The organism is Amycolatopsis sp. GA6-003, assembly GCF_046267895.1.
Lineage (GTDB): Bacteria > Actinomycetota > Actinomycetes > Mycobacteriales > Pseudonocardiaceae > Amycolatopsis.
Genome location: NZ_CP176499.1, coordinates 7,936,081 through 7,947,816, shown reverse-complemented (window position 1 = coordinate 7,947,816; position 11,736 = coordinate 7,936,081). Strand labels below are relative to the sequence as shown.

11 protein-coding genes are annotated in these 11,736 nt (G+C 68.9%); 6 read left to right on the top strand and 5 right to left on the bottom strand.

Annotation, left to right across the window (positions count from 1 at the left end):
* The first annotated feature begins 120 nt into the window (after positions 1 to 120).
* Positions 121 to 1,350, top strand: coding sequence for a hypothetical protein (locus F9C12_RS35830; RefSeq protein ID WP_409463399.1), 1,230 nt, complete (start codon positions 121 to 123; stop codon positions 1,348 to 1,350).
* Positions 1,351 to 1,541: 191 nt separating this feature from the next.
* On the opposite strand, the gene F9C12_RS35825 is transcribed toward F9C12_RS35830, so the two are convergent.
* Positions 1,542 to 2,741 carry a citrate/2-methylcitrate synthase gene (locus F9C12_RS35825; RefSeq protein ID WP_409463398.1) on the bottom strand — a complete coding sequence of 400 codons (1,200 nt, stop codon included), beginning with the start codon at positions 2,739 to 2,741 and terminating at the stop codon, positions 1,542 to 1,544.
* 46 nt (positions 2,742 to 2,787) lie between these two features.
* Here F9C12_RS35825 and F9C12_RS35820 point away from each other — a divergent pair, with 46 nt between their 5' ends.
* The 3 genes from F9C12_RS35820 to F9C12_RS35810 all read left to right on the top strand — a co-directional run bounded on the left by F9C12_RS35820 (position 2,788) and on the right by F9C12_RS35810 (position 5,602).
* A complete protein-coding gene (locus F9C12_RS35820; protein ID WP_409463397.1) occupies positions 2,788 to 4,002 on the top strand; it encodes an MFS transporter in 1,215 nt (404 codons plus the stop codon).
* Between the two features lie 191 nt (positions 4,003 to 4,193).
* Positions 4,194 to 4,949 (top strand): nucleotidyltransferase domain-containing protein, encoded by a 756-nt coding sequence (locus F9C12_RS35815; protein WP_409463396.1) that lies wholly within the window; start codon positions 4,194 to 4,196, stop codon positions 4,947 to 4,949.
* Positions 4,946 to 5,602: a GDSL-type esterase/lipase family protein gene (locus tag F9C12_RS35810; RefSeq protein WP_409463395.1), complete on the top strand. Its 657-nt coding sequence runs from the start codon at positions 4,946 to 4,948 to the stop codon at positions 5,600 to 5,602. Before F9C12_RS35815 ends, F9C12_RS35810 begins: the two co-directional genes overlap by 4 nt.
* Before the next feature lie 66 nt (positions 5,603 to 5,668).
* Here the strand turns inward: F9C12_RS35810 and F9C12_RS35805 are convergent, their stop codons facing one another.
* Positions 5,669 to 5,866, bottom strand: coding sequence for a hypothetical protein (locus F9C12_RS35805; RefSeq protein ID WP_409463394.1), 198 nt, complete (start codon positions 5,864 to 5,866; stop codon positions 5,669 to 5,671).
* Between the two features lie 115 nt (positions 5,867 to 5,981).
* Positions 5,982 to 6,875, bottom strand: a complete 894-nt coding sequence (locus F9C12_RS35800; protein WP_409463393.1) for an NADP-dependent oxidoreductase — start codon at positions 6,873 to 6,875, stop codon at positions 5,982 to 5,984.
* 113 nt (positions 6,876 to 6,988) lie between these two features.
* On the opposite strand from F9C12_RS35800, the gene F9C12_RS35795 reads away from it, so the two are divergent.
* Positions 6,989 to 7,915, top strand: a complete 927-nt coding sequence (locus tag F9C12_RS35795; RefSeq protein ID WP_409463392.1) for an ankyrin repeat domain-containing protein — start codon at positions 6,989 to 6,991, stop codon at positions 7,913 to 7,915.
* On the opposite strand, the gene F9C12_RS35790 is transcribed toward F9C12_RS35795, so the two are convergent.
* On the bottom strand, positions 7,912 to 8,832 hold the full coding sequence (locus tag F9C12_RS35790) for a DMT family transporter (protein WP_409463391.1): 921 nt from the start codon (positions 8,830 to 8,832) through the stop codon (positions 7,912 to 7,914). The two genes, F9C12_RS35795 and F9C12_RS35790, sit on opposite strands and share 4 nt — an antisense overlap.
* Between F9C12_RS35790 and F9C12_RS35785 the strand changes: the two genes are divergently transcribed.
* A complete protein-coding gene (locus F9C12_RS35785) occupies positions 8,831 to 10,240 on the top strand; it encodes a PLP-dependent aminotransferase family protein (protein WP_409463390.1) in 1,410 nt (469 codons plus the stop codon). The genes F9C12_RS35790 and F9C12_RS35785 overlap by 2 nt on opposite strands.
* On the opposite strand, the gene F9C12_RS35780 is transcribed toward F9C12_RS35785, so the two are convergent.
* Positions 10,241 to 11,731: a class I adenylate-forming enzyme family protein gene (locus F9C12_RS35780; RefSeq protein ID WP_409463389.1), complete on the bottom strand. Its 1,491-nt coding sequence runs from the start codon at positions 11,729 to 11,731 to the stop codon at positions 10,241 to 10,243.
* Between the last annotated feature and the right edge of the window lie 5 nt (positions 11,732 to 11,736).

The following is an 11,736-nucleotide window of genomic DNA, read 5'->3' as shown; positions in this document are numbered from 1 at the left end:
CTACCGCCAGACCGCCTCGTACCCGCTGAGCACCGCAGGATATGACCACGACACCGAGCCGAGCGGGCTTGCCGATGAGTCCCTCATCGACAGCGGCCACCCTTGGTTACGCTCACGCAGGTGACCACAGGGATCGAGCCGTCCACTCCCGTCTCGCGCAAGACCGCTGAGCGAAGCACGGTCGTCCGGCGGGCGGCGGTGTACCTGACGCTGGCAACCGCGGCGCTGATCAACTTCATCTCCTACGCCCCGCTCGACGCGCGCGCACACGAGAAAGCCTGGGGCGACGCGCTCAGCTACTACGCCATGTCCGAACACACCGGGGCGCAAGTCGACAACCCCTTCGCGCTCAGGATGCTCAGCCCGTGGCTCGTGCATCTGGCAGGCAAGGTAACCGGACTCCCGCTCGACGTGCTCTGGCTCGGGTTCACCGCCGCCGTCACGCTCGCATGCACCCTGGTGTTCTTCGAATTCTGCTGGCGGCACCTCAACCTGCAACTCTTCACCTCAGCGCTCGCCGCCATCGCCCTCTCCTGCACCTTCTGGTACGGCCCCTACGCGTTCAGCAACCCATTCCTCGTCGACCCGCTGAACAACCTGCTCTACCTCATCGCCTTGTGGCTGCTGTTCAAGCGCAAACTGCTGCTGTTCACCCTCGTCATCATCGTCGGCACCATCAACAAAGAGACCACCCTGCTGCTCGCCCCGCTGTACCCGCTCTTGGCCTGGACACGGTCGCGGTCACTGCGTGATCGCCAAGTGTGGTTCGGCGTGCTCGCAACGGCAGCCGCGGCGCTGGTGTATGCCGGTTTCCGCCTGTGGGCACAGAACTTCATCGGCGGCAGCTACAGCTTCGGCAGCGGCCAAGGCAACCACAGCCTCGCCTCGAACATCGTCTTCGCGCTGTCATCCAACAAACGCAGCGAACACGCCGCACTCTTCGACACATTCCACTTCTTCTGGATCATCTTCGCCTACGGGCTCTACCGCCTGTACCGCCAACGCGGCCCGCTCAACCCCTTGCTCGTGTCCAGCATCTACCTGACGCTCTGCTGCCTCGCCGGGCGGATGGTCGCCACCGACACTCAGCGGGTATTCGTGATGCTGGCACCCCTGGTCATCGGTGTAGTCGCAATCACCCTCGACAACCAGCGCAGCGACATCCGACGCTTTCTCGCCGGCCTTCTGGTCTTCGTCTACATCGCACTCAACCTGCGACTCGTGCCCGACAACGTGAAGTTCATGGTCGAAATCGGCGGCCTCATCCTCTTCGCCGCGCTGCTTTATTCGCAGCCCTGGCTACCGCGAGGCCGTCCGGCCCGCGAACCTGTCCACGCCGAACGCGCTTAGTGGCGTTACCGAGCACGCGACGACACCTCCGACGGCGCGCCGGTTCGCGGTGCCCGGTTGGGTCGCACCGCTGGCGGCACCGAGTGCGCCACCTCAGCCGAACCAGAGCTGTCCCGCACTCGGATGCATCCACATTGGACACATCCGGCTCCTACCCGAAAAGCGTTCTAGGATCTGCCCCACACATCGAGTCAGCGATCACGGCGTCGCGGTCCGATGTAGACGGCGCGAGGCCGTATCCGCGACGGTCGTTCGTAGGCCTCGGCCGCGTGAGCGAGCCAGCCCGCTGTCCTGGCCACGGCCACCAATCCCATCGAAACGTCCTCGGGCCAGCGGCAGAGCCAGCTCATGGCGCCGAGCGCGAAGTCGACATTGGGTTTGGGCAGGCCGCATCGCATCGCCGACTCCTGTACCGACCACACCAAGGCCAGGCGAGCGCTGTCCGCGTGGACCCGCTCGAGGGCGGCCAGCAGGTACGGGGTTCGGGGATCGAAATCGGTGTAGACCGGGTGGCCGAAGCCCGGGAGCGCCCCCGTGCGTCGCGCGTCGGATTCCACAGTGGACGCTCCGGCTTCTTCAGCCCGTTGCAGCATTCGGTGGACCTCGCGGGCCGTCCCGCCGTGCTCGGTCGCTCGCAGGGTTTGAACTCCGACGTCCACGACGGCATAGGGATCCGCGCCAGCGGAGGCGGCGATCCGGGACGCGAAGGTCGACGCCGCCAGTTCGTGATCGGCCAGCAGGCACAGGGCCAGATCGACCGGCGCCGAGCGCAGCGGGTCAGCACCGGCGATGGTGTCGGCGACGGATCCTGGCCGCGGGGTTCGGTGCGCGGCGACAGCTGAGGCCATCGCCGGGATGAGTCGCCTGCCGACGTCGGCGGCTGCGTCCGGCCCGAAGGTTTGCCGGGCCGGGTCCAGCATGCCCAGGACCGCTACCGCCGCGCTCATCCGGTCGAGCACCCCCGCGGTCTTCGGCAGCGCGGCGAGCACGCGGCCGATCTCCCGCCGATTCGTGCTCGGCCAGGAAATCGGGCCGGACGGCAGATCCCCGGTCCAGAGCAGCTCCGCGACGTCCTCGAAACTCCGGTCCAGCAGGTCCTCGATCGCGTAACCGCGAAACGCCAGCGCACCCGACGGCCGGAGGTCGGTGACAGCGGTTTCGACGCGGATCTCGACCTGCCCGGCTCGTTCTCGTTTCGCCGTGCGGGTAGCGAGCGCCTCGACCTGTGCTCGCTCGTACTGAGAACGACGACCGCCACCGGCGCGCACGGGCCGTGCGGTCAGGACGCCGCGGCTCGCGTAGGCGTAGAGGGTGCGCACGGTGACGCCCAGTCGATCCGCGGCCTCGGTCGCGGTCATCCATTCGCCGTCCACCTCCGGACCATAGTGCACTCAATCAACGTTGACAACATTGATTTGCGCAGGTCAGAGTCGGTGCATGGCCAATTCGAGCACGGGCGCGAGACTGGCGGGCAACGGCGGGCTCGGGCCACGTTTCCTTGGCTTGTGGTGCTCGACCGCGCTCTCCGACACCGGCAACGGCATTTTCCTCGTCGGCGCGACGCTTCTCGCCATCCACAGTTTGAGAAGCCCCGCGCTCGTCGGGCTCCTGCTCACCCTGGCGACCATTCCGTGGCTGGTCGCGGCCATCCCCGCGGGAATCGTCGTGGACCCCATGGCCGGGCACCGCGTGATCCAGTTCGCCAATCTCGCGCGCGCCGGGACGATGGTCGCAGTCGGCGTCATCAGCGCCGCTGGACACATTTCCGCTGTTGTTCTCGTCGTAGCGGTCTTCGTCGCGGGAGTGCTCCAAACCTTCGTCGACGGCGCGGCGGAAGCACTTGTCCCCGAAGTCGTCGACGGCGAGCGGCTCTCGGACGCGAACGGCGCGCTTTCGGTGTCGACTCGGGTCTTCTACCAGTTCCTCGGACCCCCGATCGCCGGCCTGACCTACGCGCTCTGGCCATCGGCAGCACCGCTGCTATCCGGCCTGCTCTGCGGGATATCGACGTTGTGCATCGCCGCGGTGCGACAACCGTGGCCCCACCGACGCGGCGGCCGGGGCAAGGTCGACCTCCGGAGCGGCCTGCGTGTCATTGGTCGAAGCCGGATCCTCAAAGCGGCCATCGCCATCAGCTGTGTCACGAGCATCGCGAACGGCATCTATCTGACCGTCTTCGCCGTTTACGCCAACTCCGCCACCGGCCTCGGCTTCACCCCGACGACCTATGGAGTGCTCACCGGCCTCGTCGGCGCCGGAGCGGGAGCGGGGGCCTATCTCACCGGCAGGGCCGAACGGCTATTCGGAGTCGTCGTCACCATGCGACTCACTCGAGTCGGCTGGGCATTGCTATTTCTCAGCCCCTTGTTGCGGTCCCCCTGGCTTATCGCACCCGTGATGGTCGCCGGAAGCGCGTTCGGCGCGATGTGGGCCGTCCAGGCGATGAATCTGCGCCAACGCGCCACCAGCCCTGGTCAACGAGCCCAAGTTCTGGGGGTCTTCCGAGCCTTGACCTACGGAGCCACCCCGCTCGGGAGCCTCCTCGCGACCACGTTCCAGAACACCGTCAGCAGCCCGCTTCTGCTCGGCACAGCGGCGGTGCTCACTGTTGCCACCATCGCCCTCGTGCCCACCCTCCAGAGCCGCTGCTGATCGTGCGGCGCTCAACCTTGCGCTCGTCGGTGCCAGCGAACCTCCGCCTGGCGAGCTTTCCGGATAAACTCGGCGCGGCGGCCGGCGTTCCCCTCATATTCTTGTGCGACGGGTTTTCCTTGCGGCAGAGGAGAGTCGTGACGAGCATTCGGTTCCCCACTCCCCTGCACCGCCGCGTCCTGGAGGACATCGTGGTCGAGCTCGGGGCCGATCCCGGTGTGCGCGGAGTGGTGCTCGGCGGTTCGGTGACCCGCGGCACCGCGCGGGTCGATTCCGATCTTGACGTGCTGGTGGTGACCGTCGCGCCGGACCACGTTGCCTCGTGGCGTTCGCGGGGCCGCCCGGTGCCCGTTGATTTTCTCGCGTACACCGCGAATCAGTGGCGGAAACGCTTCGCTCCTGACCGCGTCGGCGACGAGTCTTGGGGGTATGCGTTCCTTGACGGCGTCATCGTTTACGACCCCGAAGGCGTAATCGCCCGCCTTGTCGCCAGCGTCGCCGAAATCCATGCGCGCTACCGGGTTCCAGCGTCGATCAAGGCCCACTATGCCTCGCTCTGGCACCACGTCCGCCCCAAGATGCTGGACGTGCTCCGCCGGGACGACCCGATCGAGATCGGCTGGGCGGCTGCCGTGATGGCCGAAGACCTGCTCCGCACGGCCTGGGCCGTCAACGACCTGCCCAACCCTTCCCTCGATCTGGGCACCCCCCAGCGGCACCTGGGCGATCTCACCGTTCCCGCGGACGTCTCGTCGCGGATCCGGGCCATCCTCCGGGCGGCACCGAAAGAGGCGCTGCGGCTGCAACTCGGACTGGTCACCGTGCTGGAAACTCATCTCGGGGCCCACGGATCTCCGGCGAGTGCCCGAATACGTGAGCGCGGCGGTGTTCGCCGAAGCGAAACCTGGGGAATAACGGTGCCGCAGAAGCGTTGCGCAATTGCATGATCAGCGTGCTCTGCTACGGCGATTCCAACACCTACGGTCAGCGTTCCGAGGAAGTCGACAAGGGACGGTGGCCCGCCGAGGTGCGGTGGACCGGGCAGTTGGCGGCACTTCTCGGCGGCGGATACCACGTGATCGAGGAAGGGCTCGGCGGCCGCACCACCGATCTGGACTATCCGGAATCCATGAACCGGCCAGGCCGCAATGGGCGCGCCTACCTGCTGCCCGCATTGCTGAGCCACAACCCGATCGAGGTCGTCGTGCTGATGCTCGGGACCAACGACCTGAAGATTCAATTCGGGCGCACCGCGGCGGAAGTGGTCGCCGCGATCGGTCGGCTGCTGGAGGACATCGCCGAATACGGCAGGACGGAGGCCGGGCAGCCGCCGAAGGTGGTGCTGGTGTCACCGGCGCACATCGACGTCGCCGCGCCGGACTTCGCGGACGTCAACGGTGCCTCCTACGACACGACATCGGCGGCGAAGGCGAAGCAATTGGCCGAGCCGCTAGCGGAACTCGCGGCGGCGCACGGAGCGACGTTCGTCGACGCTGCCACCGTGGCGGAAACGGGAGCCGACGGGACGCACTTCAGCGTGCCCTCGCACGGAAGGTTCGCCAGGGTGATCGCGGATGAAGTGCGGCGAGTGACTGGTTGAGGGCGTCGAGCGTGCGACGCGGTGCCGCTGGCGGCGCCGAGACGGGCCGCCAGCGACGGCGGTGGGTCAGACCCCCATGCTGGCCACCACCCGGGCCCCTGGGTTACGGGCCCAGCCCGCGAAGTCGTTCGCGGCGCTGTTGGAGACGGTGAAAGTGCCGTCTCCCTTCGAGAACGCCACCGGCAAGGTGTACCACCACGGAGTGTTCGGACCCGGCGTCAGCGCGAGGTCGGCACGACCGTCACCGTTGAAATCACCGACCACCACCGGAGCGCGTCATGCGCCACCATCGGCGCGACCGCCCGCGACAGCGCCTCTCCCAATTCTCTCGCCCCCGCGCAGCGGAACGAGCGCGAGCGGAGCCCCGGCTCTTGACAAGTCAGACCAGCAGAACCCGGCGCCCGCGGGTGTGTCCGGCCTGGCTGTCCGCGTGTGCTGCCGACGCTTCGGCCAGCGGATAGGACTTGTCGACCGGGATGCGGAGTTTTCCGCGTTCGATCAGGTCGACCGTCTCGGCCAGGGCTTCCCTCATGTTCCCGCCCACCCCGGCGAACCGGATGCCGAGCATCGGGGCCTCGAGGTCGGCGATGGTGATCACCTTCTCCGGATCCCCGGTCAGGTCCAGCAAGCCGCGGAGCACTCCGGTGCCGTTGAGGTCGAGGGCGGCGTCGACCGGGCCGAACTGGCGCACCCGGTCGACCCAGCCCTCGCCGTAGGTGGTCGCGATCGCGCCCAGGCTTCGCACGTACTCCTGGTTCGCGGGGCTGGCCGTGCCGATCACCTTGATCCCCCGGTCGCGCGCGACCTGCAGGACCGCCGATCCCACCCCGCCCGCGGCGCCGCTCACCGCCAGCGTCTGTCCAGTGTGGACACCGACCAGGCGGAGGACGCGGAGCGCGGTCTCGACCACCGACGGGTACCCGGCCGCCTCGGCGAAGGTCAGCCCGGACGGCAACCGCGCCCAGGACGACAGCACCGCGTATTCGGCGTAGGTCTGGGAACCTCGGCCCAGCACCTGGTCGCCCACTGCGACGCCGGTGACGCCCTCGCCGACCTCGTCGACCACCCCGGACGCGTCCTGGCCGACGCCGGAGGGCAGTTCGATCGGCCGGATCCGCTGGAACTGCCCCTCGCGGGTGCGCCAATCGTGCGGGTTCACCCCGGCCGCGCGCACGGCGACGCGGATCTGGCCGGGACCGGCGTGGGGTTCGGGCACTTCGGCCAGTTCGAGGACTTCGGGGCCGCCGTAGGCGGCGAAGCGCACTGCTTTCATGCCGCCAACGTAACAACAACGGTTAGCATTTTGCAACGGTTAGTGTTACGGCTGCTCCGGCGGTTTCCGAGTTCCGCACCGATCGGCACGCCTGGTCCGGCATGCTGGGCGGCATGAGGAACGAGGGGTGGAGAGGCTTCGCCTGGCAAAACTGGACAGACCTCGGCGAAGTCCGGGCCCGGCTGGACGAAGGGGTCGACCCGAACGTCGGTTTCCTCTACGACCCTCCGCTGCACACCGCGGCCGAGTACGGTTCCGCGGAGGTCGTCGCCGAACTGGCGGCGCGGGTGGCCGACGTGGACGCCCTGTCGTACGGCCGGACCGCGCTGTGGCGGGCGGTGGCCGCGCATCGGCCGGACAACGCGCGGGTCCTGGTCGCCGCGGGAGCGGATCCTTCGCGGGAGATGATGTCGGGCTGGCCGCCGGCCCGGCTGAGCCTCGCGAGCCCCACGCCGGAACTGCCTGGATCGGGGTTTTCGTTGACAACAGAGGAAATCGCGGTTGTCGAAGAGAGCCGGCGGCTGATTCCGGCGGTCGGCACTCCGTACGTGGAAGGTTTGGGCATCGCGTGCGTCGCGGGTATCGACGTCGCGGAAGCGGTGCGCAGGCTGGCCGCCGAGGTCGTCGACGGCGTCTACGAGGAGATGATCGACGACCCGTTCGATCCCTTGGTCGCCCGCACCGTCTGGGCCACCGAGGTGCCCGGCGGGTGCGTGCTCGCGCAGCCGTGGGGGTTCGCGCCGCAAATGCCCGGCGTGACCAAGGCTTTGTCCGCGGGCACGACTTGCTACGGCATGTACGCGAACCCCAAGAGCGGCAATCAGGGCAGCATCATCCGCGACGGCGAGATCATCGGCTGGGACTTGCACCCCGGCGGCGAGCCCGAGGAGGACGGCGACGTGCTGCTGTCCTGCCTGTACCAAGGCCACGCACTCGCCTACTGCTTCGCCTACGCGGGACTGCGGCCCGTCGACAACCGCTCGGTCACCGGTCCGCCCGACGCCTGGATCCGGCTGCCGGACCGCGACTACTGGGCCTAGCCGCGAGAAGTCCGCACCCGCACCGCACTTCCCGCGCAGCCGATCACCGCCAGCCCGCCCAGGACGGTCTGCCAGGTCAGTGCCTCGCCCAGGAACACCGCCGCCCACGCCAGGTTCAGCACCGGCTGCACCAACTGCACCTGGCTGACCCGCGTCATCGGCCCGAGTCCCAATCCCCGGTACCACGCGAAGAAGGCCAAATACATGCTCACCACGGCCAGGTAGCCGAACGCGGCCCACTCGCCCACTGTCGCATGTGGAGGGTGGCTCGCCATCGACACGACGGTCAGCGCGACCATCAACGGCGAGGCCACCACCAGCGCCCACGAAACGGTCTGCCACGCGCCCAATTCCCGCGCCAGCAACCCGCCCTCGGCGTAGCCGACCGCGGCGGCCAGCACCGCGCCGAAGAAGAGCGCGTCCGACCATTGCAGTCCATTGAGGCCACCGCCTTGCAGGACAGCGAAGCCGATCGCCGCGACCGCGCCGACCGCGGCCAGCGCCCAGAAAGTCGCGGGCGGACGTTCGCGCGTCCGGAGCACCGCTACTACGGCCGTCGCGGCGGGGAGTAACGCGATGACGACGGCGCCGTGGCTGGCGGAGGCCGTGGTGAGGGCGTACGAGGTCAACAGGGGGAACCCGATCACCACGCCGCCCGCGACGACGGCGAGGCGGAACCACTGGGTGCCGCACGGGAAGCGTTGTTTGGTGGCGACGAGCGCGACGGTCGCGAGCACCGCGGCGACCACCGCGCGTGCGGAGCCGATGAACATCGCCGAGAGGCCGCCGTTTTCCACCGCGATCCGGGTGAACGGCACGGTGAACGAGAACGCCACCACGCCGAGCAGGCCCCACCAGAGCCCGGCCCGGGGTAGCGCCGGTGCTGCCGGGAGAGTAGCGCTATCCTTCAGTTTCATGTCCGACGATAGCAGCTCCCGCATCGCCTCGACACTGCGCGAATGGATCGCCACCGCGCCTGCCGGGGCGAAGCTGCCGTCGTCGCGGGAGCTGGTCGCTCGGTACTCGGCCAGTCCGGTGACTGTCCAGAAAGCACTGCGCAGCCTGTCTTCCCAAGGACTGGTGGAAAGCCTGCCGGGAGTCGGCACGTTCGTCCGCGCCGCGCCGGCCACCGGGTCCGGCGACTACGGCTGGCAGACCGCCGCGCTCGGCACCCCGGGGCACGGGCTGCTCAAACCACCCGCGTCGCTGCAGCCGGCCTCCACTGACACAGTAGCGCTTCATTCCGGCTACCCCGACCCGGAGCTGCTGCCGGAGCGGCTCGTCCGGAGCGCGTTCTCCCGGGCGGCGCGAACCGCCGCACTGGTCGGACGGCCGCCGACCGCGGGCGTTCCCGAACTGCAGGCCTGGTTCGCCGCGGAACTGCGCGCGGTCACCCCGGCCGGGATCGCCCCGGTGACCCCGCGCGACGTGGTGATCACCCCGGGCAGCCAGAGCGGCCTGGTCACCGCCTTCCGCGCGCTGGCCGGGCCGGGACAGCCGCTGCTGCTGGAATCCCCGACTTACTGGGGCGCGATCCTCGCCGCGACGAAAGCGGGCGTCGCGGTGGTGCCGGTGCCGAGCGGCCCGAACGGACCGGACCCCGACGTGCTGGCCAGGACGTTCGAGCAGACCGGTGCGCGGGCCTTCTACGCGCAGCCCAGTTTCGCCAGCCCGACCGGTGCGCTGTGGCAGCCCGACCTGGCCGACCGCGTCCTCGACACCGTCCGCCGGCACGGCGCGTTCCTGATCGAGGACGATTCCGCGCACGATTTCGGCATCACCGCGGAACCGCAGCCGCTCGCCGGCCGCGACGACGACGGCCACGTGGTCTACCTCCGCTCCCTCACCAAGAGCGTCTCCCCCGCGATCCGCGTCGCCGCGCTGATCGCCCGCGGCCCGGCGCGCGACCGGATTCTCGTCGACACGCTGGCGGAGTCGATGTACGTCAGCACGGTCCTGCAGACGGTCGCGCTCGACGTCGTGACCCAGCCCGCGTGGCGCACCCACCTGCGCCGCGTCCGGCACCAGCTCAAGACCCGCCGGGACCTGCTGCTCGCCGGCCTCCGCGAACACGCGCCCGCGGCGCGGGTGGAATCCGTGCCGCAGGGCGGGCTGAACCTCTGGGCGCGGCTGCCCGGAACGGTCGACCTGGCGCGCGTCGTCCGCGACTGCGAGTCCGCCGGGGTGATCATCGGCCCTGGCGACGAATGGTTCCCCGCCGAACCGACCGGCCGCTACCTCCGGCTCAACTACGCCGGGCCGAATCCGGACGCGTTCGCCGACGCCGCCCGGGTGATCCAGGACGCGGTCGAGGCAAACGCCTGATCAGCCGTTTTCCGTGCGCAGGGCGGCTTTTCGCACCTTGCCGGCCGGGGTGAGCGGCAAGCTGTCCCGGAGCACGATCTGGCGCGGAACCTTGTAATCGGCCACCTTCGCCGCGCAGAACTGTTTCAGTTCCGCTTCGGTGACCGCCGAATCCGGTGCCGGGACGACGTAATACCGGCCGATCTCCCCCAGCACCGGATCGGGCACGCCGATCCCGGCGGCCAGCAGCACCCCGGGATGCGCGGCGAGGACGTTTTCCACCTCGACCGGATAGATATTGAAGCCCCCTTGGACGAACATATCCTTGGCGCGGCCGTGCAAGGTCAGGTACCCGTGCTCGTCCGCGCGGGCCATGTCGCCGGTGTGCAGCCAGCCGTCCGCGTCGATCGCGGCCGCGGTTTCCGCGGGCAGATTGTGGTACCCGGCCATGATCGACGGGGTGCGGAGCAGCAATTCGCCAGTTTCCCCCACCGGCAGCGCTTCTCCGGACGGGGTCGCGATTTTCGCTTCCACATCGGGAAAAGGAACTCCGATTGAGCGTTCGGTCGCTTCGGTGCTCGCACCCCACGGCGTCATCACCACGGCCCCGGAGACCTCGCTCAGCCCATACAGATTCATCACGACCGCATTCGGGAACGCGGCCGTAAGCCGTTGCAGCAGAGCCGGTTCCGCATTCGCCCCGCCGGTGACCACGACGCGGATCGCGGCGGTGTCGACGCCAGCGAAACGCTCGTGATTCAGCAGCAGCGTGTGCATGGTTGGCACGCCGACCCACAAGGTCAGACCGGCCGTCCGGAACAGCTCAGCGGCGGCACCGGCGTCGAAGGACGGCAACAACACCGTCCGGCTGCGCGCGACCAACGCGGACAGGATGCAGCAAGTAATGCCGCTGACGTGGTTCAGCGGAACGGCCACCGGAAGCACGTCGGCAGGATTCAACTGGAGATGGTCGGCTTCCGCGGCGGCGGACGCCAGCTGGCCGCGATGGGTCAGCGTCGCGCCTTTGGGCCGCCCAGTGGTACCGGAGGTGTAGATGATCATCACCGGGTCGTCCGCTTCGACCGCCGCCGCGGCGGCATCCAACGTCTCGTCGGGCTCTGCGACGCCCAGCTCGGCGAAAGTCGCCACCGGCGCCCCGAGGTTTCCCAGCAGGGCAAGGAAATCGACGTCCCCTACCGAAGGTTCGGTCACCACGAGCCGTGCGCCGGAGTCGTTCAAGATGTGCGCGAATTCGGTTTCCCGGTACCGCGGGCTCAATCCCACCACCACCGCACCGGTCTTCGCCGCGGCGAAATACACCGCGAGCCATTCCGGCGTCGTGCGCCCGTTGACCGCGATCCGATCGCCGCGCCGCACGCCCCGCCGCAGGAAATCGGCGGCGATCCGGTCCGACCAGGCGTCCATTTCGCCGAACCGGAGGTCGCGGGACCCGGCCGTCCAGCCGACGGCGTCCGCCGGAGCGCTGCGGAGCAGGTCGTGAATACGCGTCATCGCTC

What these genes read in the sequence shown, in the direction of transcription:
- F9C12_RS35785 (WP_409463390.1), top strand. Translation starts at nt 8,831, where the DNA reads ATGTCCGACGATAGCAGCTCCCGCATCGCCTCGACACTGCGCGAATGG.
- F9C12_RS35820 (WP_409463397.1), top strand. Translation starts at nt 2,788, where the DNA reads ATGGCCAATTCGAGCACGGGCGCGAGACTGGCGGGCAACGGCGGGCTC.
- F9C12_RS35800 (WP_409463393.1), bottom strand. Translation starts at nt 6,875, where the DNA reads ATGAAAGCAGTGCGCTTCGCCGCCTACGGCGGCCCCGAAGTCCTCGAA.
- F9C12_RS35780 (WP_409463389.1), bottom strand. Translation starts at nt 11,731, where the DNA reads ATGACGCGTATTCACGACCTGCTCCGCAGCGCTCCGGCGGACGCCGTC.
- F9C12_RS35790 (WP_409463391.1), bottom strand. Translation starts at nt 8,832, where the DNA reads ATGAAACTGAAGGATAGCGCTACTCTCCCGGCAGCACCGGCGCTACCC.
- F9C12_RS35810 (WP_409463395.1), top strand. Translation starts at nt 4,946, where the DNA reads ATGATCAGCGTGCTCTGCTACGGCGATTCCAACACCTACGGTCAGCGT.
- F9C12_RS35795 (WP_409463392.1), top strand. Translation starts at nt 6,989, where the DNA reads ATGAGGAACGAGGGGTGGAGAGGCTTCGCCTGGCAAAACTGGACAGAC.